We start from the raw sequence: 25783 nt of genomic DNA, 5'->3' as shown, positions 1-25783 counted from the left end.
ATCTGCAGTCAAGAGACGAGATTTGAGGCCCCGGCCGCCGGGCCGGGCTTGCTGTCGGCCTAGCGCTCCGCGAGCTTGGTGGACGGCTTGGCGTGGGCGGCATCCATCGCCACCATCTCGGGCTTGACCGCGGCCCCCGGGCGAATGCGCTGCAACCCGTTGACGACGATGCGCTCGCCGGCCTTCAGCCCGCTGGTGACGACCCGTAGGCCGCCGACCGTATCGCCCAGCGTGACCTCGCGGTATTCGGCCTTATCGTTGGGATCGACCACCATCACGTATTTCTTGTTCTGGTCGGTGCCGATCGCGCGCTCGCTGATCAGCAGGGCATCCTCGGGCTTGGGCTGGCCCATCGCCAACCGGGCGAATTGGCCCGGCATCAGCCGGCCATCGGAATTGTCGAACACGGCGCGGACCCGCACGGTGCCGCTGGCGGCATCGACGTGGTTGTCGATGAACTGCATCCGGCCCTTGACCGGGTCGGTGGCGTCGATCCGCATCTCAACCGGAATTCGCTCGACCGCGGCCGGCGTCTTCTCGTCCGCCAGGGCATTCAGCGCGCGGGTGACGACCTGCTCATTGGCGTTGAAGGAGGCATAGATCGGATCGACCGAGACCAGCGTGGTCAGCAATGGCGTGCCGGCGCCGGCGGCGATCAGATTTCCGACGGTGATTTCCATCTTGCCGATCCGGCCGGCGACCGGCGCGCGGATCTCGGTGTAGTCGAGATTGAGCTGCGCGGTCCGCAGCGCGGCGTCGGCGGCTTTCAGATTGGCCTCGGCCGCCCGATAGGCATTGACGCGGCCCTCGAGGTCGCGCTGCGAAATGGTGCGGGAATCCGACAATTGCTGGCCGCGATCGAAATCGCTCTTGGTCAGCACCAGCTGCGCTTTGGCCGCGGCCACCAGGCCCTCGGCGCGGGCCACATCGGCAGCGTAGAGCGAAGGATCGATCTGGATCAGCAGATCGCCCTTCTTCACCAGCGCGCCTTCGCGAAAATGGATCTGCTGAATCACACCGGCGACGCGCGAGCGGATCTCGACCCGGTCGATCGCCTCGAGCCGCCCGGAGAACTCGTCGGACAGCGTGGTTTTGCGCGACTTGACCAGCGCGACCGAGGCCGGCACCGGGCCGGGCGCGGCTGCCGTCGCGCCGGCTTTGGCCTGCGGCCAGTCGGTCATCGCGTCGATTGCGGCAACGGTGAACACCGCCAGCGCGATGCCGATGCCGATCAGGTGTTTGCGGTTAAGACTTTTGATCATCTTGGTCCCTTCCACGATCAGGCTTTGCCTAATCCCTGTATTTTCAGTAGCTTGCAGGGACAGCGAGGCTCGCGCCCGCTGCTGCACCGCACACATCCGTAACGTTCGGTATAGATGGACTATCGACAATCGTTGTCAAGGGACATATCTACTGATCGGTAGAAAATCTGGGAGTGCCCGCCATGGCCATCGGCCGTCCGCGTGAATTCGACATCGATCTGGCTCTGAACCTGGCGATGCAGGTGTTCTGGCGCAAAGGCTATGAGGGCGCCTCGATGGCGGATCTCACCGAGGCGATGGGCATCACCAAGCCCAGCCTCTATGCGGCGTTCGGCAATAAGGAAGAGCTGTTTCGCAAGGCATTCGACCGCTATGTCGACGGCCCCGGCGGCTATGTGCGGATCGCGCTGGAGAAGCCGACCGCCCGCGCCGTCGTCGAACACATTCTTCATGCCGCCGCCGACGCGCTGAGCGGGCCGGACCATCCGCCGGGCTGCCTCGCGGTGCAGGGCGCGCTGACCTGCGGCGACGCCGCCGAAACCATCAAGCAGGAACTGATGGCGCGCCGCGCCAAGGGCGAGGACGATCTGCGGCTGCGCTTTGAGCGCGCCAAGGAAGAAGGCGACCTGCCGGCCGATTGCGACGCCGCCGATTTGGCGCGCTACGTCTCGACCATTCTGCAAGGCATGGCGGTGCAGGCCGCGGGCGGCGTCCGCCGCGATCAATTGCGCAAGATCGCCGACATGACCTTGCGCAACTGGCCGCCGGCTTAGCCGACGCGTCGCAGGGGTCGGGGCGAGGCGGCGATCTGCCGGACCCGCCGATTCGCCACGGCAGGGCGGCTCAATCTTCAAAAGGGCGGGGAGGAAGCTGGCGATCCCGGGATGACTCGAACATCCGACCTACGGTTTAGGAAACCGTCGCTCTATCCGGCTGAGCTACGGGACCGGAGACCCACGGGCTGCCGCAGGCGCTCGGGATTGTCCATATCAGAGGCTCCGGCGGTTCGCTAGTGCGGCGGATTTCGGGCTGCTCATCCGGGCGGCGCCGGTCGATCGCCGCGGCGGCCGCCACGGCATCAGCTAATCATGCCCCCTGATCTGATCCGGCGTCAGGCCGGGCGAGCCGTGGCCGGCGGCTTCGGCCTGTTTGATCAAATCCATCACGCGCTGCGACAACGGCACGCTCAGCCCGCGGCGCCGCGCGATCTCGACGATCACACCTTGCAGATAGTCGATCTCGCTTCGCCGGCCGCGCTGCAGATCCTCCCACATCGAGGAGCGCGCATTGCGGTCGATCTTCATCGTGCGGCCGAGCAGCAGGTTGAACAGGGGATCGGGCAAGCGCAGCAATCGCGGCAACCAGGCCGGCGGCAGCGGCGTCGCCGCCACCGGCTTGATGGCTTCGGCCCTGATCACCGCCAGCCCCTCGGCCATCTGATCGGCAAATAGCCGTCGCCAGTCTCGCTGCGCCAGCTGGTCGCGCAGCGGCAGGCCGGACAGGGCATTGAGCGCGTTGTTCAGATTGACCAGCAGCTTGCCCCATTGCACGCCGATGATGTCGTCGGACGGAAGTAGCCGCAGCCCGGGCACGCTGAGCCGCGCCGCGGTGTCGGCCTGGTCGCGCTCGACAATGATATCGCCCGAGGTGGCGCGATGATAGCGGCCCTCGCCGATGGCGACGACATTGAACGGCACCATCGCGGCCAGCACACTTCGCCCCGGCAAATGCGCGCGCAGCGTCGCCACATTGCCGATGCCATTTTGCAGGCTGATGACAACCGCATCAAACGGCGCATGGCGCGCGATCAGATCGGCGATCTCGGCGGTATCGGCGCTCTTGACCGTGACCAGCACGAAGGCGGCGTCGCGCAGCACCGCCGGATCCTCGGACAGGGTCAGCGCCTCGGGCGCGATCCGGCGGTCGAGCCCCTCGAAGCTGGTCAGCCGCAAGCCGTGACCGCCGATCTCGGCGATCACCCTGGGGCGCGCCAGCAGCGCGACATCGCGGCCGGCGTCGGCCAGCATCCCGCCGACGAAGCAGCCGATGCTGCCGGCGCCGGCGATCCTGATAGTCCGGGCGTCACTCATTGGTCATCCAGGCTGTTATCCGCGCCACTGTCAGCCTGTTGATTAGCAGGGCGCGGGCAGGATTCCCAATCGAGCGCTCGCCTTGTAACCGCCATCAGCCGGCCCCATCTTAATCGCGGGCTGGAGCCCAAGGGAGATGAAAATGGGTTTGCTCGATATTCTCAACGGCATGCAGAATGGTCCACGCGGTCCGGCCGACCCCAATGACAAGAGCGGCGGGATGTCGAAGATCACCATGGCGATCCTCGCTCTGCTTGCCTACAAGGCCTATAAGCACGTCAATAGCGACAATGCGCCCGCCCCCTCCGGCAATGCCCAGCCGAGGCAGGTGCCGCCGCCGTTCAATACCGCGAATGCCGGCCCCTCGGGCGGCCTGGGCGATCTGCTGAAAGGCGGACTCGGCGGCCTGCTGGCCGGCGGCGCTGCCGGAAGCATTCTCAGCGGCGGGCTCGGCGATCTGCTCAAGCAATTCCAGCAAAGCGGCCATGGCGACACCGCCAATTCCTGGGTCAGCCCCGGACCGAACCGGCAGATCGCGCCGAACGATCTGGCCAACGCGCTCGGTGCCGACCAGATCGAGATGATGACAGCGCAGACCGGCCTGTCGCGCGACGAATTGTTCGACGGACTCAGCCGGCAGCTTCCCGAAGTGGTCGATCAGCTGACCCCGGACGGACGGCTGCCGACCGAAACCGAAGCCTCGCGCTGGATCTAATTCACCTTCAATTCATTGCTCACTACTGTCATTTCAAAAAGGACGCCCGCCATGACCGGCATTTTGTGGATCATCCTTGTCGGCTTCATCGCCGGAATCATCGCCCGGGTTTTGTCTCCCGGGCCGAACAATCCCAGCGGATTCCTGCTGACCACCGTGCTGGGAATTGCCGGGGCGTTCCTCGCCACTTTCATCGGCCAGTCGATCGGCCATTACGGACCGAACCAGGGCGCCGGCTTCATCACCGCGACGCTCGGCGCGCTGATTGTGCTGTTCATCTGGAACAGGCTGGTGGCGCGGCGGATGATTTCCGATCCCGGCAACAGGTAACGGTCTCGCGCTGGCCGCAGCAGTCCGCGGCCAGCGTTTTTCGACGGGTCAGTTCACCAGATGCAGGCCGGCATCGACCCGGACCATTTCGCCGGTCATCGTGCCGGATTTCGCCGTCGCGAGAAAACACACCAGTTCTGCGACGTCTTCGGCAGTCGATGCGAGCTTGAGCGGCACCTTCGCCACCACCATGTCGCGGATCTGTTTCGCGCCCTCGACGCCGCGGCCCTTGGTAAACCAGGGCGTGTCGATATAGCCCGGACAGACGGCATTGACGCGGATCAGCGGCGACAGCGCACGCGCCAGCGACAGCGTCATCGTATTCAACGCGCCTTTGCTGGCGGCGTAAGCGACCGACGATCCGATCCCGCTGATGCCTGCGACCGACGAGACATTCACCACCGCCGCGGCGCGCTCCGATGCCTTGGCGCCGGCCTCCAGCAACGCCCGCGCGGCGCGGATCATCTGGTATGGCCCGATCGTGTTGACCGCATAGAGCCGCTGAAAATCCTCCGCCGACAATCCGTCGAGATTGTCATGCGCCATGTGCTTGGTGGTGCCGGCATTGTTGATCAGCGCGTCGAGCCGGCCCCAGGGCGCGGCCGCGGCGACGATCCGCTTGCAATCGTCATCCTTGGCGACGTCGCCCTGCACCACCACGACGTCGCCGCCGGCGCTGCGGCAGGTATCGGCGGTCTGTTCGGCTTCCTTCTGACTCGACGCATAGTTGACCACGATCCGCGCGCCCTGCCCGGCCAAAATGGCTGCGGTGGCGGCGCCAAGGCCCGACGCCGATCCGGTCACGATCACACACATTCCGTCCTTCGACATCTGCCCGTCCTGTTTCTTATGAGTTGCTATTACGAGGTGGTTCGCCGTGGCGGCCACCATATCGGCTGCAAAGGCCAGAGCAAGTTTCGGCAAAACCCGCCGCGCGGAATAACCCGTCCAATCAAGCAGGTGATCGGCTCCATGCCGCCACCGCAGGGTGATCCGCCGCCGACGGTGCTTGTCATTGCCGAGGCTTTTCCGCATCATGCCGAGCAACAACAATGGCAGCACCCCATGCCCGGCAGCGATGCCCGAATGAGATGTGCTTGTGACAACGGGGAAGCGCTGTGACGGAGAGTGATAACATTGTCGCCGAGACCGCCGAACGAATCTTCGCGGATCTCGCCGACGCCCAGACCATCAACAGCGGCAAGGACGGCGCCTGGAAGGCGCCGCTGTGGTACGCGCTCGAACAGGCCGGACTGCCGCTATCCTGGGTTCCGGAGGATTGCGATGGCTCGGGCGCCAGCCTGGCGGAAGGTTTTGCCGTGCTGAGCGCGGCCGGCCGTTTCGCGCTGGCGGTGCCGCTGGCCGAAACCATGCTGGCGGGCTGGCTGCTGGCGCAGGCCAGGATCGCCGCGCCATCCGACACCATGACGGTGGCGCCGGCCCATCCGAAGGATCGCATCACGCTCAATGCCGACGGCAGTCTGGTCGGCCGCGCCCGCGGCGTTCCCTTTGCCAAGGGCGCGCGGCATATCGCCGTGCTGGCGCACGGCGCCGATGGCGTTGCGATCGCGCTGGTAGCGATCGCGGCGTGCCGGATCGAGCCCGGGCTCAATCTCGCGGACGATCCCTCCGACACCGTGATCCTCAACAATGTCACGCCGCTGGCGCTGAAGCCGGCGCCGGCGGGGTTCGACCAGAATGCGCTGATGCTGATGGGCGCGGTGGCGCGCAGCCTGCAGATCGCGGGCGCGCTGGAATCGATGCTCGACGTCAGCGTGGGCTATTCCAACGAGCGGGTGGCGTTCGAAAAGAAGATCTCGAAATTCCAGGCGGTGCAGCACAATCTGGCCAAGCTCGCCGGCGAGACCTCCGCGGCACTCGCCGCCGCCAGTTCGGCGGCCGACGCCTTCGCCCATGCCGAATCATTCGACGACGCGCTGTTTCTGGAAGCCGCCGCGGCAAAAATCCGCTGCGCGGAGGCCGCCGAAAAGGGCGCGGCGATCGCCCACCAGGTCCACGGCGCGATAGGCTTCACCCAGGAGCATATTCTGCATCGCTTCACCTTGCGCGCTTTGGCGTGGCGCGACGATTTCGGCAGCGAAAGCCATTGGGCGGTCGAGCTCGGCAAACTGGTCGCGACGCGCGGCGCCGACGAATTGTGGCCGCTGGTCGCTTCCCGCTGACACCTCAACAAGAACGAGACCGACATGACCGCAGCCCTTCGCTTCGATCCGATCCGCCTGCCGCCCGAATGCGAGGTGCTGCGCCAGGAAGTGCGCGCCTTTCTCGCCGAGGAAATCGCCGCCGGCACCTTCGATCCGCACAAGCCGCAGCGTGAAGACAGCGACGCGCCGGAATTCTCCCGCCGGGTCGGCGAACGCGGCTGGCTCGGCATGACCTGGCCGAAGCAATATGGCGGTCATGAGCGCAGCTTTCTCGAGCGCTATGTGGTGACCGAGGAGATGCGCGTCGCCAACGCGCCGACACGGCGGTTCTTCGTCGCCGACCGCCAGAGCGGCCCGGTGCTGCTGAAATACGCGCCCGAACATATCAAGATGGACATCCTGCCGCGGATCTGCCGCGGCGAAGTCTGCTTCTCGATCGGCATGAGCGAGCCGAATTCCGGCTCCGACCTGTTCGCCGCCAAGACCAAGGCGACCCGGACCGATGGCGGCTTCCTGATCAACGGCTCCAAGATCTGGACCACCTCGGCGCATATCGCCGACTACATGATCGCGATCTTCCGCACCTCGCCGCCGACCAAGGAGAATCGCCGCCACGGCCTGACCCAGTTCCTGGTCGACATGAAAAGCCCCGGCATCAAGGTCAATCCGATCGCGCAGATCACCGGCCAATATGAATTCAACGAGGTGGTGTTCGAGGACGTCTTCGTGCCCGACGATCACATGCTCGGCGAAATTGACGGCGCCTGGAAACAGGCAACCTCGGAACTCGCCTATGAGCGCTCCGGCCCCGAACGATTTCTCGAAACCTATTACGTGCTGACCGAGCTGGTCCGCGCGTTGGGGCCGAACCCGGACATCCGCGGCGCCGAAGGCATCGGACGATTGGTGGCGCAGCTGCACACGATGCGGCGGATGTCGGTGTCGGTCGCCGGCATGTTGCAGGCCGGCAAGGAGCCGGTGGTGGAGGCCTCGATCGTCAAGGACATCGGCACCATCTGGGAACAGCAGCTGCCGCATCGGGTGCGCGAACTCGCCGCCTTTGTCGATCCGGACGCCTCGAACCACGCCACGCTCGACGATCAGCTGCCCTTCGCGATCAAGACCGCGCCGAAGCTGACGATCCAAGGCGGCACCACCGAAGTCTTGCGCGGCATCATCGCGCGCGGCCTCGGCCTGCGCTGACCGCGCGATTTTGAACACGGCTTGCGCCGGAGCGCCGCGCGCAGCGGCCGGCGCGAGTTTCAACGCCATCATGACCGGAGATCAGAATGACCAGCTACAAGGATATCGGCGTCGAGCTTCTCGGCCATGTCGCCACCATCGAGATCCGCAAACCGCCGTATAATTTCTTCGACATCATGCTGATCCAGCAGATTGCCGACGCGCTGGACACGATCGACGCCGATCCGCAGATTCGCGCCACGGTGCTGTGCGCCCAGGGCAAGGCGTTCTGCGCCGGCGCCGATTTCGGCGATCCTAACCGCAAGGAAACCGAGGCGGCGGCCAAGAGCGGCGATCCTGCCGATAATCTCGGCTCGATCGGACATCTCTATACCGAAGCGGTGCGGATCTTCCGCGCCAAGAAACCGATCGTCGCCGCGGTGCAGGGTGCGGCGATCGGCGGCGGGCTCGGGCTTGCAGTGTCGGCGGATTTCCGCGTCACCTGTCCGGAGGCGCGCTTCGCCGCGAACTTCACCAAACTCGGCTTCCATCCCGGCTTCGGCCTTACCGTCGCGCTGCCCGAACTGGTCGGCAAGAACAATGCCGAGCTGATGTTCTACACCAGCCGCCGCCTCACCGGCGAGGACGCCTTCAAGATCGGGCTGGCCAATGTGCTGGTGCCGCAGAACGAGGTGCGCGCCGAGGCCTTGAAGCTGGCGCGCGAGATCGCCGAATGCTCGCCGCTCGGCCTGTTGTCGACCCGGGCGACGATGCGCGGCGACCTCGCCGACCGCGTCATGGCGGCGACTAAACATGAACTAGCCGAACAGACCCGGCTGCGCGCCACCGATGATTTCAAGGAAGGCGTCAAAGCCACCGAAGAACGCCGCGTCGCCGACTTCAAGGGTCGGTGAGGCGTGCCCTCATGGTGAGGAGGCGCTGTTGCGCCGTCTCGAACCATGAGGCCATGCGGCCCATCCTTCGTCAAGCCGTCGAGGCCGTCATTGCGAGGAGCTCTTGCGACGAAGCAATCCAGTCCTGCCTGACGCCCCTGGATTGCTTCGCCTGCGGACGGCGCTGCGCGCCGGCCTCGGCTCGCAATGACGAATCGCCTCAGGATGAGGTCATTTTAGAAAGTTAGTCGTCTTCCCCACCACCAGCGCGTCGACGATGGTGACGCCGTCGCCGAGCGGATGCACCAGCACCGGGTTGAGTTCGATCTCGGCGACATGATCGCGCGCATGGGCGGCGAGCTGCGAGATCTGCGCGATCAGCTCGGCCAGCGCGCCGACATCGGCTGGCGGCGCGCCGCGAAAGCCGTGCAATAGCGGCGCGGCCTTCAAGCCGTCGAGCATCGCGCCGGCTTCCGCGGCGCCGACCGGTGCCGGCCGCCACACCACATCCTTGAACAATTCGGTGACGACGCCGCCGAGGCCGACCATGATCATCGGCCCGAAACTGGCATCCATCATGGTGCCGATGATGATCTCGACACCCTTCTTCGCCATCGGCCCGACCAGCACGCCCTGGATCACCGCATCGGGGCAATGCCGGGCGGCATTGGCCAGCAGCGCATCATAGGCTTCAAGCGCCTCGGCTTCGCTGGCGATGTTGACGCGGACGCCGCCGACCTCGCTCTTGTGGGCAATCGCCGGGGACTGGATTTTCATCACCAGCGGAAAGCCGGCCCGGGCGATCGCGGCTTCGAGCACGGTCTTTTCCGCGACCAGGATCTCGTCCGGCAGCGCCACGCCGGCGTCACGCAGCCATCGCTTGCTGTCATATTCCGACAGCGCTCCGCCTACCGGATAGCCCGATAGATCGAGCGATTTCATGCCGAACGCCTCCGGCTCGGCCGCCAGGCTGAAGCGGCTGCGCTGCACCAGCTGACGTAACGCGACCGCGATATGGGTCAGCCCCGACAACGCCACGCCGCCGGAGGCGGCGAGCCCTTCGCGGGCAAAATCCGACGGCAGCGTGTAGGAATAGAACAGCACCGGCTTGGTCTGCGCATCAAGCAGCGGCTTCAGCTCGGCCTTCTTGAGCGGCATCCTTGTCTCGCTCGACAGCGAGATCACCACCAGGATGCTATCGACCTCATCGCAGGCCTCGAGCAGCTCGATGGTCTTCTGCAGCCCACCGCTGTGCACAGCCTGCGCGGTGATGTCGACCGGATTGCGCGCCGAGCCATAGGACGGAATTAGCGCACGGATCTGCGCCTGTAACGGCGCGGACAATTCCGGCACGCGCAGGCCCTGGGCGCAGACCGCGTCGGCGCCCCAAATTCCCGCGCCGCCCGACACCGTGACCACCGCGACGCGGTCGCCCTTCGGCAAGGGCGATGTCGTCAGCGCCGCGGCGATCGCCACCGCCTCGTCGAGATCGTTGGAGACGATGCAGCCGTATTTGGCGAACACCGCGTCATAGGCCGCATTCCATCCCGCCATGCTGGCGGTGTGCGAGGCCGCGGCGCGCTCGCCGGCGTCGGAGCGGCCGACCTTGGTGACGATCACCGGCTTGCCGGCCTGCGCTGCGCGCCGCGCCGCGACGAGAAATTTCTCGGTGTCGCGAATCCCCTCGATGAACAGCAGGATCACGTCGGTCGCAGCGTCCTGCACCATGTAGTCGAGGCACTCGCCGGCACCGAGGTCGGATTCATTGCCGGTCGAGATCACGATCGAGAGCGCGACGCCGAGCGCGCGGGCGCGATTATAGATCGCAAAGCCGATGCCGCCCGATTGCGCCACGATGCCGATCCGCCGGCGCGACGCCAGCAGGCGCGGGACGTCCGGCTTGACGTCGACGGTCGGGCTGAAGGTCGCGGCGATCTTCATCGGCTCGTTGAAGAAGCCCTCGGCATTCGGCCCCGAGATCCGCATCCCGGTGGCGCGGGCGAAATCGGCGATCGCCTGCTGCATCGCCACGCCGTCGCCGCCCTCCTCGCCAAAGCCCGAGGAGATGATCACCGCATTGGGAATTTTGGCCTCGGCGCATTCGGCCAGCGCGCCGAGCACGGCGCGGGCCGGAATGATGATGATGGCGAGATCGACCGGCTTGCCGATCGCGCCGACCGACGGATAGCACGCCAAGCCATCGATATCCGGATAGTTCGGATTGACCGGATAGATCGCGCCGGGAAATTCGTTGCGGCGCAGGAATTTCAGCAGCAGGCCCGGAATCTTCATCGGGTCCCGCGACGCCCCGATGATGGCGATGCTGGACGGCGCAAAGAACGAATCGAGCGGATGGCTCATGCGACGAGCCGGAAGTCGACACCGGCCAGCGTGAAGCCATCGCCGCCGACCGCGAGCCCCTTCGCTTTGGCGGCGTCGCGGATCCGCGCGGCGTCGGCCACCTTGAAGGTCAGCGCCGTCATCGCCTCGCTGTCGCCTTTGACGAAGCGGAAGCTGCAATTGACAAAGGCGATCTCGGCCTCGCCATTCGCCGCCGTCGTTGCCGGCACGCCGACGATGCGGCCCCAATGCTCCGCGAGGTCTTGCGGATCGGGGCTTTGCATCTCGACCGCGACCAGCGCTCGGGTCACATCCTTGCGGATCGCCTGCTGCCAATTCGGCCCGGCCGGCGGATAGAGCCCCAAAATATCGTCGCTGCCTTCGGTGTGGTTGAACTCGATGAAGGCGGCGCGGCAATCGCGCGGATGCAACTGCACGCCGTGATAGGGCGCATGATCGATCACATTGGCGATGCGGACACCCATCGCTTCCGCGGCACGGCCACGGGCATCGGGATCGTCGCAGGAGAAAATCGCCATATAGCCGCCGCGACCGCCGCTGCGTTCGATGAAGCGGCCGGCGGCGGTGCCGGGCTGGAACGGCGCCACCACTTCGAGCAGCGTGGTATCGACCGGCAGCAGCGCGTTTTCGAGGCCATAGTTGGCGACGCCGGAATCGTGATAACAGATTTGAAGCCCCATGATCGCCGCGATATCGCTCGCCACCGGTTCGAGCTGCGGCGCTACCAGGCAGATCTGACGCAGTCTGAGATAGCCCGTCATCTCAGCGCCCCTGAAACACCGGCGCGCGCTTCTCGACGAAGGCGGCGGCGGCTTCCTTGTGGTCGGCGGTGTCGCCGCAACGCGAATGATGCATCGCCTCGGCGTCGAAGCAGGCTTCCAGCGACAGCTCCTCGGCATTGTTGATGTTGCGCTTGATGTAGCCCAGCGTCACGCTCGGCCCCTGCGCCAGCGACAGCGCCAGCTGATGCGCCGCCGCGCCGATTTCGGCGTCGGCGACGACTTTGGTCACCATGCCCAGCGCCAACGCCTCGCGGGCGCTCAGCACCGGCGAGGTGAGATAGAGTTCGCGCGCTTTGGCGCTGCCGAGCATCTTGGTGAGAAAGTAAGTGCCGCCGTAATCGCCGGACAGCCCGACCTTGGCGAAGGCGGTGGTGATCTTGGCGGATTCGGAAGCGACGCGCAGATCGCAGGCCAGCGCCATCGACAGCCCGGCGCCTGCTGCGGCGCCATCGATCTGCGCCACCACCGGCTTTGGCATCTGGTGCAGGATTCGCGACACCTCCATGCCGCGCCGCAGATTGGCGAGCTTCGCCTCGAACGACAGCGAGGCGCGGCCCTCCGCCATCGATTTGACGTCGCCGCCGACGCAGAAGGTGCCGCCGGCGCCCTTCAGCAAGACGGCGCGGACCTCATGATCTTCCGCCGCGCGCCGCGCCGCCTCGACCAGCCCGCGCACCATGTCGGGATTGAGCGCGTTGCGGCGGTCGGGCCGGTTCATCGTGATGGTCAGCAGGCCCTGATCGAGCTGCTGCAGGACGATATCGGTCATTGGGATTGCCTTTGTGATTGTTGTTCTTGTGCAAATGCCGGCTCCGGAGCCCGTCATTGCGAGCGAAGCGAAGCAATCCAGGGGCTGCAAGTGAAGGCTGGATTGCTTCGTCGCAAGAGCTCCTCGCAATGACGGCGTTGCACGTCCTACTTCTTCACCAGCGGGCAGCGCGACTGCGCCAGCGGCTGGAACGCGTCGTCGCCCGACACCGTCGCCAGCAGCTTGTAGACGTCGCCGCGGCCCTTGGATTCGGACGGCGTCTTGACCTCGAACAGATACATGTCGTGGACCATCCGGCCGTCGGCGCGGATGTGACCGTTCTTGGCGAAGAAATCGTTGATCGGGGTTTCCTTCATCTTGGCCATCACCGCGGCGGCGTCGGTGGTGCCCGCCGCCTTCACCGCCTGCAGATAATGCATGACCGAGGAGTACAGCCCGGCCTGCGCCGAAGTCGGCACCCGCTTCATGCGTTCGACGAAGCGCTTCGAGAAGGCGCGGGTGTCGTCATTGAGATCCCAATAGAACGCACCCGCGACCAGCAGCCCCTGCGCGGTCTGCAGCCCGACGCTGTCGATGTCGGTCACGAAGGCGAGCAGCGGCACGATCTTCTGGCCGCCCTTGCGGGTGATGCCGAATTCGGCGGCCTGCTTGATCGCGTTGATGGTGTCGCCGCCGGCATTGGCGAGCCCGATCACTTTGGCGCCGGAGGACTGCGCCTGCAGCAGGAAGGAGGAGAAATCCGACGTGTTGATCGGATGCTTGACGGTGCCCAGCACCTTGCCGCCGGACTTGACGACGACGTTGGAGGTATCCTTTTCGAGGTCCTGGCCGAAGGCGTAGTCGGCGGTCAGGAAGAACCAGGTGTCGAGGCCCCGCTTGACCGCGGCGAGCCCGGCGACATTGGCCTGCGCATAGGTGTCGTAGGCGTAATGCACCGTGAAGGGGCCGCAGGCCTCGTTGCTGAGCCGGATCGAGCCCGGGCCGGAATACATGATGATCTTGCCGCGCGCCTTGGCGATCTCGCCGGCGGCAAGCGCGGTGGCGGAGGCCGCGACGTCGACGATCGCCTCGACGCCCTGATTGTCCAGCATGTCGCGGGCGATGCTGGCGGCGAGGTCGGCCTTGTTGAGATGGTCCGCCACCACGATCTCGATCTTGCGGCCGAGCACCTCGCCACCGAAATCTTCCGCCGCCATCTTGGCCGCGGTCTCACTGCCGGGGCCGGTGATGTCGGCGTAAAGACCGGACATGTCGAGAATCGCGCCGAGCTTCAGCGGCGGCGCGCTTTGAGCCATCGCGACGCCGGGCGTCACCATCAGCAGCGACGCCAGCAGGATCGAACGCAATGGTGTGATTTTCTTCGGTGTGATTTTCTTCATTGTTTCCCCCACGATCGGCGCCGCATTGCTGCGCGGCGCATCTGATCGTTGCGATGATCATGCCGGATTGGCCGGCCGGCGGCAAGCGAGCGAGATTTCCGCAAAGTGGAATGGTGATCAGCAGTGGCTGCGCCGAATGACATCAACGCGCGGCATGGTCGCACGCTTGGTAGCAGCTATAATAATCCGGCACCGCGCCGCGCCCTCTTTCGTTGTGACGATGAGATGATCGGACCTCGTACCAGATTTCTCGCGCTGACCTTGACGTGGTGGATGTTCGCCGGGGCGATGAGCCGCGCAGCCTCGCCCTGCAGCCTTGCGCCGCAGGGCGAGGGGCAGGTGATTGCGGTGATCGATCCGCGCGGCTTGCGGCTGCAGGACGGCGGCGAGGTGAAGCTCGTGGGCATCGAGCCGGCGCTGCCGCGAGGCGACGGCATGGCGGCGCTCGCCGATCTCGTCGCCGGCCGGCAAGTCACGCTGCGCGGCGACAGCGACGCGCCGGACCGCTATGGCCGGCAACCGGCCTTCGTCTTCCTCGGCGCCGACGCCGACGCCGCGTCGGCGCAGCGCCAGCTGGTGGGGCGCGGCGCCGCGCTGGTGGGCATCGACATCGCCATGGGCGCATGCCGGGCTGAGCTGATGGCGGCGGAAGCCTCTGCCCGACAGCGCCGGCAGGGCATTTGGGCCGACCCTGCCGCCATAAAAAACGCCGAAAATCCTGGCGATATATTGGCGCAGATCGGGCGGTTCGCACTGGTTGAGGGCAAGGTCGTTTCGGTGCGGCAAGCCGGCGCCACGGTCTATTTGAATTTCGGCCGGCGCTGGACACGAGACTTCGCCGTGACTATTTCAAGGCGGATGGCGGGATCTTTTGAGGCTCAGGGCCTTCACCTCAAGTCCCTCGAAAACCAGCATATTCGGGTCCGGGGCTGGGTCGGCGTGCGGGGCGGGCCGCGGATCGAGGTCCGGCGCATTGAACAAATCGAATGGCCGGGCCGTCAATAACGCCCGCAGAGAGCATCGAGCGTGATCAGATCGGAACAACGGCGCAAGATATCGAGGAGCGGCCTGCTGCTGGCCGCGCCGATCTTGCTGTGTGCCGCCCTGGTCCTGTCCGGCTGCGGTGACATGAGCCGGTTCCAGGCGGTCGCAGCGGTCTCCGCACCGCCGAAGCCGGCTCGGCCGGCGACGGTGCAATCGCCCGCCGCCGAACGCGAGCACGAGCGGATTCTGGCGGCCTATGGCGGCCCCTATGACGACCCGCGGCTGGAGGCGCTGATTACCAGCACGGTCGAGCGGCTGGTGGCGGCATCGGAGCGGCCGGATCTGGCCTACAAGGTCACGATCCTGAATTCCGGCGCGGTCAACGCCTTCGCGCTGCCGACCGGGCAGCTCTACGTCACGCGCGGACTGCTGGCGCTGGCCAGCGATACCTCTGAATTGTCGTCGGTGCTGTCGCACGAAATGGCCCATGTGCTGGCCAAGCACGCGCTGATCCGCCAGGATCAGGCGCGGCAGGCCGCGATCGTGACCCGCGTGGTCACCAACATGGGCAACGACCCCGACATGACCGCGCTGGCGCTTGCGAAGTCGAAGCTGACGTTGGCGAGCTTTTCGCGACAGCAGGAGTTCGAAGCCGACGGCATCGGCGTCGGGATCTCGGCGCGCGCGCATTTCGATCCCTATGGCGCCGCCCGCTTCCTGACCGCGATGGAACGCAACGCGGCGATGAAGGCCGGCCGCGGCCCGGTCGATGCGCGCTCGCAGGACTTCCTGTCGTCGCATCCGGCGACTCCGGAGCGGGTGCAGAACGCGCAGGCCAATGCCCGGCAATATTCGGCACCGCAGGGCAGCGACCGCGAGCGCGACCGCGAGGCCTATCTGGCCGCGATCGACAATATCGTCTACGGCGAAGATCCCAGCGAAGGCTTCGTCCGCGGTCGGCGCTTCCTGCACCCCAAACTCGGCTTCACCTTCCAGGCACCCGAGGCCTTCACGCTGGAAAACACCGCCCAGGCAGTGATCGGCGTGCGCGACGGCGGCAATCAGGCGATGCGCTTCGACGTCGTCCGGGTGCCGGCGGAGCAGAGCCTGCGCGATTATTTGAATTCGGGCTGGATGGAGAATGTCGACAAGGCCTCGACCGAGGAGCTGACCATCAGCGGCTTCCCGGCTGCGTCGGTGACCGCCCATGGCGATCAATGGCAGTTCAAGGTCTATGCGCTGCGGTTTGGCAGCGACGTCTATCGCTTCATCTTTGCGACCAAGCAGAAGACCACCGAGAGCGAGCGTAACGCCCGCGAGACCGTGGCATCATTCCGGCGGTTGACGCTGGATGAAATCCAGGCCGCCCGGCCGCTGCGCATCAAGGTGATCACGGTGCAGCCCGGCGACACGGTCGAATCGCTGTCGCACCGGATGGCCGGGGTCGATCGGCCCGCGGAGCGGTTTCGGCTGCTGAACGGGCTCGACGCCAATTCCACCGTCAAACCGCGCGAGCGCGTCAAGATCGTGGTGGACTGACGGCGGGGCTCGCTACGCCCATCGGTCGCGACCGTCAGGCGTTCAATGTCGGCATTGCGAGAGCGAAGCGACGAAGCAATCCAGTCAGGGTTTGCCCGCCCCTGGATTGCTTCGCTATCGGACGGCGCTGCGCGCCGGCCTCACTCAGCTCGCAATGACGCGATTCGTCGTAATCGTTTCAGGATTCGTCTTCAGCGAGGGTGGAAGGTCAATCTCCCCCCAAGCAAAAGGCCCGGCCTTTTGGGCCGAGCCTTGAATTGCGAGCCTTGAATTGATGGGTCGGTTTAGACGGCTTATACCAAGGCGTTTGGTTTCGACTCATCCACGCGTCATGGCCGGGCTTGTCCCGGCCATCCACGTCTCTTCTGCAGCATCCGCTTGAAGGCGTGGATGCCCGGCACAAGGCCGGGCATGACGAACGAGAGGCCGTGCCCTTTGGTATTAGGCGGCTTCGTCGGCGACCGCGGCATCGTCGCCATCGGAATCGCCATCGGCGTCCGAATCGGCTTCTGCCTCGGCCTTGGCGCCGCGACGCGGGCTCTTGGCGAGCTGGCCCTCGACTTCCTTGACCGCCTCGGTTTCGGTGACGTGCTGCACCACCGCGATCTCCCGCGACAGCCGATCGAGCGCGGCTTCATAGAGCTGACGTTCGCTGTAGGACTGCTCCGGCTGCGAATCGGACCGATACAGATCGCGCACCACTTCGGCGATCGCGACGATATCTCCGGAATTGATCTTGGCTTCGTATTCCTGGGCGCGGCGCGACCACATCGTCCGCTTGACCCGCGCGCGGCCCTTCAGGGTTTCCAGCGCCTGCTTGACCAGCGCCGGCTCCGACAGCTTGCGCATGCCGACATTGGCGACCTTGGCGGTCGGCACCCGCAGCGTCATCTTGTCCTTCATGAAATTAATCACGAACAGCTCAAGCTTGGCGCCCGCAATCTCCTGCTCCTCGATCGCCAGAATCTGGCCGACGCCGTGGGCCGGATAGACCACGAATTCGCCGGTCTTGAAGCCCTGGCGCTGGGTCAGCGCCTTCTTCGGCTCCTCCACCTTGGGCTGGGCCGACACCGGCTTCGCCGCCGGCTTGGTCCCAACTGCAGACTTCGCCGCAACGGCAGACTTGGCCGCAACCTTCGGCGCAGCCTTGGCTGCATCAGCCTTCGCTGCATCGGCCTTGGCAGGCGATTTGGCGGACGCGGCCTTGGATTCGGTGGCCTTTACGGAGGTCTTGGCAGTCTTGCTGGGCATTGCACTTCTTTTGTTTTTGGAGGACTTGAAGGCTGGGGCCTTGGAAGCCGCAACCTTTGAAGCTAAAGTCTTCGCGGCCGACGCCTTTGCGACTGACGTCTTCGGGGCTGCCGCTTTTGAAACCTTCGAAGCCGAAGCCTTCACGGCTGTCGACTTGGCCGCGTTTGCTTTGGCCGTGTTTGCCTTGGTAGAAGGGGCCTCTCTGGTAGAAGTCGGCGAGCGGCTCTTGGTTGCACCGCGGCTGGCCGACGGCGCATTTTTCGAAGCCTTCGAAACACTCTTTTTACGCGTTTTTTGTGACACGGCCTGCGCGTGGAGACTCCACGCCCCTGTTCATGCTTTCACGGGAACCTGTCCTGGCCGCAAATCCGCGTGCCAAGCACTCGAATGTGCCTATAATAGCACATTTCCCGCAAAAATCAATGATTTATGACGAATCGCGGCCCCTCATTGAAATCGAGGGGCGGCAAGTTCGAACAGGGTTAAGCGCGCCGGTAATGATTCGGCCTCAGGCATCAATGGCTGGCGCGAAACGCTCAGTCGCCGGTGCCGGGCTCCGGTGAGAAGTATTTGTCGAATTTCCCGTCCTGCCCGTCGAAATCCTTGGCGTCGGCAGGCGGCTCTTTCTTCTGGGTGATGTTGGGCCAGGTCTTGGAATATTCGGTATTCACTTCAAGCCACTTCTCGAGGCCCGGCTCGGTATCCGGCTTGATGGCGTCGGCCGGGCATTCCGGCTCGCAGACGCCGCAATCGATGCATTCGTCCGGATGGATCACCAGCATATTGTCACCCTCGTAGAAGCAGTCCACGGGACAGACTTCGACGCAGTCGGTGTATTTGCATTTGATGCAGGCTTCAGTGACGACGTAAGTCATCCAAGACTCCGAGAGACAGTATCAATTTGACCAGTGGGTAGCGCAGGACCCTGTCAGCCGCAAGAGACCTGCCGCTTTTCTTGGCTGGCGTGCAGATCGGTATAAAGTACGGTTGCGCTCGCCGCATTTCCACGCTTCTCGGCAAAGCCTTCAACCCTGAGTGTGCGCACGGCGCGATCCAGAGCCACCGTGACCACGTCGCCAAGCTTCACCGCATGTCCCGGCGCCTTTTCCCGGGTCCCGTTGATGCGGACATGGCCGGCCTCGACGAGGGCAGCAGCGCTGGTCCGGGCTTTGACCACCCTTGCGTGCCACAACCATTTGTCGAGACGCTGGCGCTCCAAGCAACACCACTTCGTAAGCTAGCGCGGCCCTCTCAGCCGCGATCCGCGCGAGCGGATCGATGTCATCGCCCCAAAGGGGCTGGAGCAATTCCGGTCCTGATAGAACAGAACCGGCGCTCCAGGTTCTTGTTTTGACGCGTTTTCTTCACGCGAACCGGGACCCACTTCGCTCGAAAACGCTCTAATGCTGATCCTTGCGGTTGGCGGTGAGCTGTTCCTTCAAGGCCGCCAGCTTGGCGAAGGGCGAATTCGGATCGATCGGGCGATCGCGTTCGCGCGGCGGCGCGCTGCTGGCGACCTGGCGATGCGAGCTGCGGTCATTGCCGCCTTCGCGGCCGCCCTTCGCTCCCTGGAATTTGTCGCGGTCCCTACCCTTGCCCTGGAACCGCTCGCGCGGCGGCCGCGGCGGCCTGCCATTTGCGGTGTCCTGAGCCGGAGCGCCCTCGGCCGGGGCCGCGGCGCCGGATGCGTTGGCATCGGGCCGGCGGAAATCCGGCTTGCGATCACGCCGACCACGCCCAGGCCGGCTGCGCTTGGCGCCATCGGCGGCTTCGCCTTCAGCTGGCGCTCCGGCCTGCTGGGAGCGATCCTGATTGCGGTAGCGGTTGCGATCGTGGCGCGGACGATGCTCGTCGGAGCGGCCGCCCGGGCGCCAGACCTCAATCAATTCCGGCTCGGCAACCACCGCGTCCGGGGCCGGATCCGCGCTGACCTCCGCCGCAGCATTGGTAGCCTCAGAACTCGCGACCTCAGAACTCGCGACCTCAGAACTTGCTGCCTCCGGAGCGGCTGCGGCATCGGCGGCACCGGGTTGCTGCGACGCTTCGGCGGCAATCTCGGCGGCAACCGGCTGCTGCGCCGTTTCGGCCGCGGGCTGTTCCGCAAGCGCCTCGGCCACCGCCAATTCGACGGCCGGCATCGTCGCCGGGTCGGGCTGGGCTTCGACCGGTTCGGTGGCGGCCAGTTCAACCGCAGCAGCTTCCGGCTCGGCCGCGGCGGCCTCCGGCGCCTCATTGGTGATATCGGCGATGTCGCCGGTCTCCACCGCGATCTCCGGCTCCAGCGCAATCGCGCCAGCCATGATCGCCAGATCCTCCGCGGACAATTCAGTCATCGCAGCGGTCTGCGGCGTGACGGTCGCGGGTTCGGTGGCGGCCTTCGGCGGTGCCGGCGGCAGCGGCGGCTTCTTCTCCATCCGATAGCCGAGCGCACGCAGGATCGAGGCGAAATCCTCGCCAGCCGATCCGGTCAGCGAGGTCATCGCCTGGGTCACGACGAAGCCGCGGCCATCGAAGGCGCTGGCCGGCTTTTCGCCGTGCGAGCCTTCGCGCCACGCCAGCGCCGGACGAATCAGGTCGGCGAGCCGCTCCAGAATATCGACACGGACGGCGCGTTCGCCGCATTGCCGGTAGCCCAGCGTGCGATAGGCGTCGCGGTCCAGCAATTTGTCGACCGGGAACGAGGTCCGGCCGCTGCCGGCCAGATGCTGCGCGCCGGACAGCGCCGACATATCGACATTGTCCTGCTTCTGCGCCCACAGCAGCGTCGCCAAAGCGCGCGCGGCGGGCTTCAGCAGTCCCGGCATATAGATGTGATAGGCGCCGAAGCGGACGCCATATTTGCGCAAGGTGGCGCGCGAGGGCTGGTCGAGATCCTTCATCTCGGCGGCGATCTTCTGCCGCTCGATGACGCCGAGCGCCTCGATCAGCTGGAATGCGATGCCGCGGGCGATGCCGGTGACATCCTCGGCCTTGGTCAGATCGAACAACGGCCCCAGCAGCTTTTCGATATGGGCTTTCAGCCACAGGTCGAGCCGGGCCTGCACCGCTTCGCGCGGCGCGCCGGTCAGGCGATCGTCGGCGACGATCCGCAATCGCGGGTGCAAAACATCATCGGCCCCTACCAGCTTGGCCACCGCATCGCCGGTCCAGCGCACGGTGCCGTCGGAGGCGAGCACGAATTGGTCGTCCGGCGCGGCCGCCAATTTCTCGGCGCGGGCGTCAATTTCGCCGGCCAGAGCCTTTTGGGCGGTCGCCTGCAAGGCTTTCGCATCCGAACCAGCCTCGGCGGCGTCGGGCGCGAATGTGAATCCGTCGAGGCGGCCAATTACATGGCCCTCCACGATCACTTCGCCAGTTTTACCAATTTCAGTATTCAACATCGTATTTTCCCGCAGGCGGCGCATCAATACACTGGTCCGACGATCAACGAAACGCTCCGTGAGCCTTTCGTGCAACGCATCGGACAATTTATTTTCGACTTCTCGCGAAATTCCCTGCCAATGTTCGGGATCCGCGAGCCAATCGGGACGATTGGCGACGAAAGTCCAAGTCCGGATCTGCGCGATCCGGGCCGACAGCGTGTCGATTCCACCATCGGTTCGATCGGCCTGTTCAATCTGGGCCGCGAACCAGCTATCCGGAATTTTGCCCTTTTGCATTAGAAATCCGTACAGCGTCGTCACCAGTTCGGCGTGTGCGGCCGGCGCGACCTTGCGGTAGTCCGGAATCTGACAGGCGTCCCAGAGCCGCTCCACCGCGGCGGGGCCATGAGCGATATCGCGGATTTCGGCATCGCGCGCGGCGTGTTCGAGCACCCGCAGGTCCTCGGCGATCGGCGCACGGGTCAACGCGTTGTGCGTCGGGCTCTCGGCAAGCGACACCTGCAATGCGGCGAGCGAGGAAAAATCCAGCTTGGCATTGCGCCATTGCAGCACCTTCACGCTGTCAAAGGTGTGATTTTGCAGCGCGTTGACCAGTTCGGGCTCGAACGGCGCGCAGCGCCCGGTGGTGCCGAAGGTGCCGTCGCGGGTGGCGCGGCCGGCACGGCCGGCGATCTGGCCAAATTCCGACGGGGTCAGGCGGCGGAACTGATAGCCATCATATTTGCGGTCGGACGCGAAAGCGACGTGGTCAACGTCGAGATTGAGGCCCATGCCGACGGCGTCGGTGGCCACCAGATAATCGACGTCGCCGGACTGAAACATCGCCACTTGGGCGTTGCGGGTGCGCGGGCTGAGCGAGCCCAGCACCACGGCGGCGCCGCCATGCTGGCGCTTGATCAATTCGGCGATGGCGTAGACCTCGTCGGCCGAGAAGGCCACGATCGCGGTGCGGCGCGGCTGCCTGGTGATCTTGCGGTCGCCGGCGAATTCCAGCTGGCTCAGCCGCGGCCGCGTCACGATGCTGGCGCCGGGTAGCAGCCGCTCGATGATCGGCCGCATCGTCGCGGCGCCCAACAGCAGCGTCTCGTCGCGGCCGCGCCGATGCAGCAGCCGATCGGTGAAGACATGGCCGCGCTCCAGATCGGCGGCGATCTGGATTTCATCGACAGCGAGGAACGAGACGTCGAGATCGCGCGGCATCGCCTCCACGGTGGAGACCCAATAGCGCGCCTTCGGCGGCTTGATCTTCTCCTCGCCGGTGACCAACGCCACCGCGCTTTCGCCGACCCGGGCGACGATCTTGTTGTAGACCTCGCGCGCCAGCAGCCGCAGCGGCAATCCGATGATGCCCGAGGAATGCGCCACCATCCGCTCGATCGCCAGATGTGTCTTGCCGGTGTTGGTCGGTCCGAGAACCGCGGTCACGCCGGCGCCAGGAGCGCGATCGCTCGCAAACCACGGCGGGGGAGAGGAAAAGGCCATTTTATTGATTTTCTGCGTCGCTTGCGGTCATAAGTGTTTCACAATGCGACGCATCCGACGTCGCATTTTAAGCTTTGGAACGAGTCCGGAACGAAACGCGCCCGAATCGGTGACTCGACCGTTCCGGACTTTGTTCCCCACCACATCTCGCCCCGGCGTTCGAGAATGCCACCAGACTCGGAGAGCCCTGGGCTGGCGGTCGTCTGGATTTGAACAGCGGTCTTAATGACCATGCGTTCGGTGATTGCCCCCGGAGTCAACATCATTCCGCTCCCGGGATGTTGCGATGGCGTGGCGGTGAGGCTGCGACGGAGCGCGGCGCCGCCGACCCGATTCGGTTTCCGTCGCGCGATGCGCCTATTGGGTTTTGGCAGTCGCTTTCGGTACGGCGGGGCTTGCCTGGGTGTTGAACTGGGTCGCCTCGAGCACGGCATTGCCCAGCGGCGTCGGGATCTTGATCTTGAACGGGACCAGCACGCGGGTGCCGGCGATCGGCACCAGCCAGACTTCCATATCGCGCTGGCGGATCAGATATTTGATCGCCGTACGGTCGGCGATGTATCCGGAAATCGGCGCGAAATACAGCGCGCACACCACGGCAGGGCCGTGATAGCCCTTTTCCGCCTTGACGGTTTCGATCCGCTTGAATTCGAATTTGAGATCGTAACGCATCCGGCCGTCGAAGATCGGCGTCGAGGCACGGCAGGCATCGGCGCTGATCGGGTCGGCGGTGCCGGGCACCCGCAGGAATGAGCCGGTCATCGGATCAAACACGCCGCGACGGTGCGCCTCGGTGACCGGAATGCGATCGGCGTCGACCGGCGGGGTCGGGGTGATGGCGTAATCCTTCACATTGCCGCCCACCAAGGTCATCCGAATCGATTCCGTTTTCCTTTTTGACGTGGTGGACGCCGCATAGCTCATCGGCACCAATTGGCCATTGACGATCCGGCCCTGCGATTCACCGCTGCCCTTGCCGCCGGCAAAGGCCTGCAGAAGCCCCGACGTGCCGCCGTTGGCGGAGGCCGAATATTGATCGGCGTCGATCTCGATCATCCAGGCGCCCTTGCCGATGACGATTCCGGCCAGCGACGCCTCGTAGCGCGCGTCGAGCTTGCCCTGCGCCGCGGCTTCGCCGAACGGCGCCGCCAGCCCGACAACAAGCGCCAAGGCGGGAAGGGTCCGCTGGGCAAACGACAGGCTGGGGAGATTGATCACTGACGGGAGGTCCTGTCTGGGGCACGTCATGCGCGCCTCGATCTCGGACCATCATTTTGCAACGAATGCGTCCTTTATATGATGCTATATGGTTGAGGCCGCGAGGGAAACCGCCATGCACCCGGCCCCCTGCAGCAGCTTGACCCGGCGGGCAGGCCACTGTTGCGCGGCTGATAACTTGACGCTGGACGCCGTCCCGCTTATAGGTCCCCGGTTCCTGAAATGGACGTGATTTTACAACCCCCGCGCCTGCTAGTGGGCCGACGGGGATGACAGAGGATTTTCGCCATGTCCCGGCGCTGCGAACTGACCGCCAAGGGTGTCCAAACGGGCAATAAGGTCAGCCACTCGAATATCAAGACCAGGCGGCGGTTCCTGCCCAATCTGGTCAATGTGACCTTCTTGTCGGACGCGCTGGGCCGCCCGGTGCGGCTTCGGGTCTCGACCAATGCGCTGAAGAGCGTCGACCATCGCGGCGGGCTCGACGCCTTCCTGCTGAAGGCCAAGGACGCCGAGCTGTCGCAGAAGGCCGTCGACATCAAGCGCGCGATCGCCAAGAAGAAAGCCGCCGAACCCGCGGCTCCGGTCGCCGCCGCCAGCTGAGGCTTCGGCACCACCGACTGATCGATCGAATTTGAACCCGGCTGGATCGCAAGATCCGGCCGGTTTTGTTTTCAGGGAAGCTCTCTTTTTCAGGGAAGCTCGCTGGCGCACTCGATCTCGGCGTCGCGATGGCGCTGCGACCGATCCGATCCATGCACGGAGTCCCGACGCCGCGCGGCCGCAAGCATTGATGCGCGCGCCTGCGTCACGGCTGACGCGGCCGTTCTACCCGCGCTCTGCGAGCAGCCCGCATGCTGGCGGCGACACAGCCGCAACTACACGGCATTCCGCGGATTGATTTCATTGCCGCGCGCACTTTCGACCCACACGGCAAACCGCCGCATTGCGGCATATGATTAGTGCGGCGTCGATGGCGCAACGCAGCATTGGCGCTCGCACCGCACGCGTGACGACGCTTATTCGATCCCGCATCAGCTCATCGATGAACGCCACGATCAGCGGTCGCGTCGACCACCATGCAGACGTTGCTATTTGCTGCAAAGCGGCAACAAGGCACGCCGACCTTACTTCAGTACCGCGAGCGCCGCGCTTAAGTAATCATACGGAGGTGCGAAGGGCTCTCAGAGTCCGTAACCGAACCGACAAATCGATTGTTGCCCTCGTAATATTGCGTGATAATCGCATCGCCAATGACAGCGATGATCGAGAGTGAGACAGCTCTCTCCCTATTCCAATTCGGGGATGGTGTGCGATGAACGATTATGATCTCGAAAACAATCTCGATGCGAACTTGAAATTATTCCGGCAGTTGCTGTGCGGCGCGCTTCCCGATGAAGACCGCACTGTCCTGACCCAGCTGATCAAATGCCTCGACGTGCAAGAGCATGCAGGGGTCGAGCATGGCGAGCGCGCGGAAGCGCTGGGCTAAGCTTTGCCGATTGCCGCAGCCGACAAGCGCGCGGGCGTCGTTGTGGCGATCAGCGATGGGGTCGCGTGCCGGCGCGAGCCCTTCGAGCATAGCCGGCGCGACGGTCTTGTCCGACGCCCGACCTTGAAGACCGCACGGCCGTGCCGCACAGCACTATTTGAGCGGAGAGTTCGGCGACGGCACGAGGATCGTTGATTCAACGTTGAGGATGTCGGCGACATCAAAGCCCTTCGCATCGTTCGCAGCCTCTGGGCTCTGAATGTATCGCTGCGCGACTTCATGAGGATCGGCGCCCTCTTCATAGGAAACCAAGACGAAGATCCTATGCGCCAGATCATCCTTCTGGGTCCATAAGCCGTGCGCTTCGACGCCGAACCGGCCAAAATTATCGAGGTGGCGCGGATAGACGGTTGAGGCATAAAAATCGCGCGCCTCGTTGGTACGCAGCGAGTAGACTCGCATTTCATAGGTTCGCATGGTGGTCTCCTGTTAGGAATGAGCGGATA

Annotated in this window: 24 protein-coding genes and 1 tRNA gene; 11 read left to right on the top strand and 14 right to left on the bottom strand. The window is 64.9% G+C overall.

The window, feature by feature from the left end; translation table 11 throughout:
• Positions 1–59: 59 nt before the first annotated feature.
• Positions 60–1262, bottom strand: coding sequence for an efflux RND transporter periplasmic adaptor subunit (locus tag RBJ75_RS21250; RefSeq protein ID WP_080900850.1), 1203 nt, complete (start codon positions 1260–1262; stop codon positions 60–62).
• 182 nt (positions 1263–1444) lie between these two features.
• On the opposite strand from RBJ75_RS21250, the gene RBJ75_RS21245 reads away from it, so the two are divergent.
• Positions 1445–2035 (top strand): TetR/AcrR family transcriptional regulator, encoded by a 591-nt coding sequence (locus tag RBJ75_RS21245; RefSeq protein ID WP_044405578.1) that lies wholly within the window; start codon positions 1445–1447, stop codon positions 2033–2035.
• A gap of 98 nt (positions 2036–2133) precedes the next feature.
• On the opposite strand, the gene RBJ75_RS21240 is transcribed toward RBJ75_RS21245, so the two are convergent.
• Positions 2134–2210: transfer RNA gene (locus RBJ75_RS21240), tRNA-Arg, on the bottom strand.
• Between the two features lie 134 nt (positions 2211–2344).
• On the bottom strand, positions 2345–3352 hold the full coding sequence (locus tag RBJ75_RS21235) for a 2-dehydropantoate 2-reductase (protein ID WP_044405577.1): 1008 nt from the start codon (positions 3350–3352) through the stop codon (positions 2345–2347).
• A 142-nt stretch (positions 3353–3494) separates the two neighbouring features.
• Here RBJ75_RS21235 and RBJ75_RS21230 point away from each other — a divergent pair, with 142 nt between their 5' ends.
• Both RBJ75_RS21230 and RBJ75_RS21225 read left to right on the top strand, forming a co-directional pair.
• A complete protein-coding gene (locus RBJ75_RS21230) occupies positions 3495–4067 on the top strand; it encodes a YidB family protein (RefSeq protein ID WP_044405576.1) in 573 nt (190 codons plus the stop codon).
• 51 nt (positions 4068–4118) lie between these two features.
• Positions 4119–4397, top strand: a complete 279-nt coding sequence (locus tag RBJ75_RS21225; protein WP_044405574.1) for a GlsB/YeaQ/YmgE family stress response membrane protein — start codon at positions 4119–4121, stop codon at positions 4395–4397.
• Positions 4398–4445: 48 nt separating this feature from the next.
• Here the strand turns inward: RBJ75_RS21225 and RBJ75_RS21220 are convergent, their stop codons facing one another.
• Positions 4446–5228: an SDR family NAD(P)-dependent oxidoreductase gene (locus RBJ75_RS21220; protein WP_044405583.1), complete on the bottom strand. Its 783-nt coding sequence runs from the start codon at positions 5226–5228 to the stop codon at positions 4446–4448.
• An 18-nt stretch (positions 5229–5246) separates the two neighbouring features.
• Between RBJ75_RS21220 and RBJ75_RS21215 the strand changes: the two genes are divergently transcribed.
• From RBJ75_RS21215 to RBJ75_RS21200, 4 genes are all read left to right on the top strand, one after another.
• On the top strand, positions 5247–5519 hold the full coding sequence (locus tag RBJ75_RS21215) for a hypothetical protein (RefSeq protein WP_152647580.1): 273 nt from the start codon (positions 5247–5249) through the stop codon (positions 5517–5519).
• A complete protein-coding gene (locus tag RBJ75_RS21210; RefSeq protein WP_044405572.1) occupies positions 5516–6580 on the top strand; it encodes an acyl-CoA dehydrogenase family protein in 1065 nt (354 codons plus the stop codon). The genes RBJ75_RS21215 and RBJ75_RS21210 overlap by 4 nt, the downstream gene beginning before the upstream one ends.
• Before the next feature lie 24 nt (positions 6581–6604).
• On the top strand, positions 6605–7765 hold the full coding sequence (locus RBJ75_RS21205) for an acyl-CoA dehydrogenase family protein (protein WP_044405570.1): 1161 nt from the start codon (positions 6605–6607) through the stop codon (positions 7763–7765).
• Between the two features lie 86 nt (positions 7766–7851).
• On the top strand, positions 7852–8658 hold the full coding sequence (locus RBJ75_RS21200; protein WP_044405568.1) for an enoyl-CoA hydratase/isomerase family protein: 807 nt from the start codon (positions 7852–7854) through the stop codon (positions 8656–8658).
• 210 nt (positions 8659–8868) lie between these two features.
• On the opposite strand, the gene RBJ75_RS21195 is transcribed toward RBJ75_RS21200, so the two are convergent.
• The 4 genes from RBJ75_RS21195 to RBJ75_RS21180 all read right to left on the bottom strand — a co-directional run bounded on the left by RBJ75_RS21195 (position 8869) and on the right by RBJ75_RS21180 (position 13865).
• Positions 8869–10998 carry an acetate--CoA ligase family protein gene (locus tag RBJ75_RS21195; RefSeq protein ID WP_044416072.1) on the bottom strand — a complete coding sequence of 710 codons (2130 nt, stop codon included), beginning with the start codon at positions 10996–10998 and terminating at the stop codon, positions 8869–8871.
• On the bottom strand, positions 10995–11759 hold the full coding sequence (locus RBJ75_RS21190; protein ID WP_044416070.1) for a hypothetical protein: 765 nt from the start codon (positions 11757–11759) through the stop codon (positions 10995–10997). The genes RBJ75_RS21195 and RBJ75_RS21190 overlap by 4 nt, the downstream gene beginning before the upstream one ends.
• A 1-nt stretch (position 11760) precedes the next feature.
• Positions 11761–12549, bottom strand: coding sequence for an enoyl-CoA hydratase (locus RBJ75_RS21185; protein ID WP_044416068.1), 789 nt, complete (start codon positions 12547–12549; stop codon positions 11761–11763).
• Between the two features lie 146 nt (positions 12550–12695).
• Positions 12696–13865 (bottom strand): ABC transporter substrate-binding protein, encoded by a 1170-nt coding sequence (locus tag RBJ75_RS21180; protein WP_152647836.1) that lies wholly within the window; start codon positions 13863–13865, stop codon positions 12696–12698.
• Between the two features lie 186 nt (positions 13866–14051).
• Here RBJ75_RS21180 and RBJ75_RS21175 point away from each other — a divergent pair, with 186 nt between their 5' ends.
• Complete coding sequence (locus RBJ75_RS21175) at positions 14052–14933, top strand: thermonuclease family protein (protein ID WP_234707507.1); 882 nt, start codon at positions 14052–14054, stop codon at positions 14931–14933.
• 21 nt (positions 14934–14954) lie between these two features.
• Positions 14955–16451, top strand: a complete 1497-nt coding sequence (locus tag RBJ75_RS21170; protein ID WP_044416064.1) for a M48 family metalloprotease — start codon at positions 14955–14957, stop codon at positions 16449–16451.
• A 441-nt stretch (positions 16452–16892) separates the two neighbouring features.
• Here RBJ75_RS21170 and RBJ75_RS21165 read toward each other — a convergent pair whose 3' ends face one another.
• The 5 genes from RBJ75_RS21165 to RBJ75_RS21145 all read right to left on the bottom strand — a co-directional run bounded on the left by RBJ75_RS21165 (position 16893) and on the right by RBJ75_RS21145 (position 23782).
• Positions 16893–17846 carry a CarD family transcriptional regulator gene (locus tag RBJ75_RS21165; RefSeq protein WP_080901029.1) on the bottom strand — a complete coding sequence of 318 codons (954 nt, stop codon included), beginning with the start codon at positions 17844–17846 and terminating at the stop codon, positions 16893–16895.
• 392 nt (positions 17847–18238) lie between these two features.
• Positions 18239–18577, bottom strand: coding sequence for a ferredoxin FdxA (fdxA, locus tag RBJ75_RS21160; RefSeq protein WP_044411454.1), 339 nt, complete (start codon positions 18575–18577; stop codon positions 18239–18241).
• 53 nt (positions 18578–18630) lie between these two features.
• A complete protein-coding gene (locus RBJ75_RS21155; protein WP_044411456.1) occupies positions 18631–18921 on the bottom strand; it encodes an RNA-binding S4 domain-containing protein in 291 nt (96 codons plus the stop codon).
• A gap of 181 nt (positions 18922–19102) precedes the next feature.
• Complete coding sequence (locus tag RBJ75_RS21150) at positions 19103–22567, bottom strand: helicase-related protein (protein WP_044411457.1); 3465 nt, start codon at positions 22565–22567, stop codon at positions 19103–19105.
• Positions 22568–22924: 357 nt separating this feature from the next.
• Positions 22925–23782 (bottom strand): DUF3108 domain-containing protein, encoded by an 858-nt coding sequence (locus RBJ75_RS21145; RefSeq protein ID WP_317529043.1) that lies wholly within the window; start codon positions 23780–23782, stop codon positions 22925–22927.
• A gap of 291 nt (positions 23783–24073) precedes the next feature.
• On the opposite strand from RBJ75_RS21145, the gene rpmB reads away from it, so the two are divergent.
• Together rpmB and RBJ75_RS21135 are read left to right on the top strand one after the other, a co-directional pair.
• Entirely contained in the window at positions 24074–24388 is a 315-nt protein-coding gene (rpmB, locus tag RBJ75_RS21140; protein ID WP_044404346.1) for a 50S ribosomal protein L28, read from the top strand.
• Positions 24389–25100: 712 nt separating this feature from the next.
• Complete coding sequence (locus RBJ75_RS21135) at positions 25101–25277, top strand: hypothetical protein (protein ID WP_160297893.1); 177 nt, start codon at positions 25101–25103, stop codon at positions 25275–25277.
• Between the two features lie 153 nt (positions 25278–25430).
• On the opposite strand, the gene RBJ75_RS21130 is transcribed toward RBJ75_RS21135, so the two are convergent.
• A complete protein-coding gene (locus tag RBJ75_RS21130; protein WP_044404349.1) occupies positions 25431–25754 on the bottom strand; it encodes an NIPSNAP family protein in 324 nt (107 codons plus the stop codon).
• Between the last annotated feature and the right edge of the window lie 29 nt (positions 25755–25783).

Origin of the sequence: Rhodopseudomonas sp. BAL398, from assembly GCF_033001325.1 — a bacterium.
Classification (GTDB): Bacteria; Pseudomonadota; Alphaproteobacteria; order Rhizobiales; family Xanthobacteraceae; genus JARJEH01.
The sequence above is the reverse complement of the archived record's forward strand: the minus strand, read 5'-3'. Positions and strand labels throughout refer to the sequence as shown.

What these genes read in the sequence shown, in the direction of transcription:
- RBJ75_RS21250 (WP_080900850.1), bottom strand. Translation starts at nt 1,262, where the DNA reads ATGATCAAAAGTCTTAACCGCAAACACCTGATCGGCATCGGCATCGCG.
- RBJ75_RS21245 (WP_044405578.1), top strand. Translation starts at nt 1,445, where the DNA reads ATGGCCATCGGCCGTCCGCGTGAATTCGACATCGATCTGGCTCTGAAC.
- RBJ75_RS21235 (WP_044405577.1), bottom strand. Translation starts at nt 3,352, where the DNA reads ATGAGTGACGCCCGGACTATCAGGATCGCCGGCGCCGGCAGCATCGGC.
- RBJ75_RS21230 (WP_044405576.1), top strand. Translation starts at nt 3,495, where the DNA reads ATGGGTTTGCTCGATATTCTCAACGGCATGCAGAATGGTCCACGCGGT.
- RBJ75_RS21225 (WP_044405574.1), top strand. Translation starts at nt 4,119, where the DNA reads ATGACCGGCATTTTGTGGATCATCCTTGTCGGCTTCATCGCCGGAATC.
- RBJ75_RS21220 (WP_044405583.1), bottom strand. Translation starts at nt 5,228, where the DNA reads ATGTCGAAGGACGGAATGTGTGTGATCGTGACCGGATCGGCGTCGGGC.
- RBJ75_RS21215 (WP_152647580.1), top strand. Translation starts at nt 5,247, where the DNA reads ATGAGTTGCTATTACGAGGTGGTTCGCCGTGGCGGCCACCATATCGGC.
- RBJ75_RS21205 (WP_044405570.1), top strand. Translation starts at nt 6,605, where the DNA reads ATGACCGCAGCCCTTCGCTTCGATCCGATCCGCCTGCCGCCCGAATGC.
- RBJ75_RS21200 (WP_044405568.1), top strand. Translation starts at nt 7,852, where the DNA reads ATGACCAGCTACAAGGATATCGGCGTCGAGCTTCTCGGCCATGTCGCC.
- RBJ75_RS21195 (WP_044416072.1), bottom strand. Translation starts at nt 10,998, where the DNA reads ATGAGCCATCCGCTCGATTCGTTCTTTGCGCCGTCCAGCATCGCCATC.
- RBJ75_RS21190 (WP_044416070.1), bottom strand. Translation starts at nt 11,759, where the DNA reads ATGACGGGCTATCTCAGACTGCGTCAGATCTGCCTGGTAGCGCCGCAG.
- RBJ75_RS21185 (WP_044416068.1), bottom strand. Translation starts at nt 12,549, where the DNA reads ATGACCGATATCGTCCTGCAGCAGCTCGATCAGGGCCTGCTGACCATC.
- RBJ75_RS21180 (WP_152647836.1), bottom strand. Translation starts at nt 13,865, where the DNA reads ATGGTGACGCCCGGCGTCGCGATGGCTCAAAGCGCGCCGCCGCTGAAG.
- fdxA (WP_044411454.1), bottom strand. Translation starts at nt 18,577, where the DNA reads ATGACTTACGTCGTCACTGAAGCCTGCATCAAATGCAAATACACCGAC.
- RBJ75_RS21150 (WP_044411457.1), bottom strand. Translation starts at nt 22,567, where the DNA reads ATGGCCTTTTCCTCTCCCCCGCCGTGGTTTGCGAGCGATCGCGCTCCT.
- rpmB (WP_044404346.1), top strand. Translation starts at nt 24,074, where the DNA reads ATGTCCCGGCGCTGCGAACTGACCGCCAAGGGTGTCCAAACGGGCAAT.
- RBJ75_RS21135 (WP_160297893.1), top strand. Translation starts at nt 25,101, where the DNA reads ATGAACGATTATGATCTCGAAAACAATCTCGATGCGAACTTGAAATTA.
- RBJ75_RS21130 (WP_044404349.1), bottom strand. Translation starts at nt 25,754, where the DNA reads ATGCGAACCTATGAAATGCGAGTCTACTCGCTGCGTACCAACGAGGCG.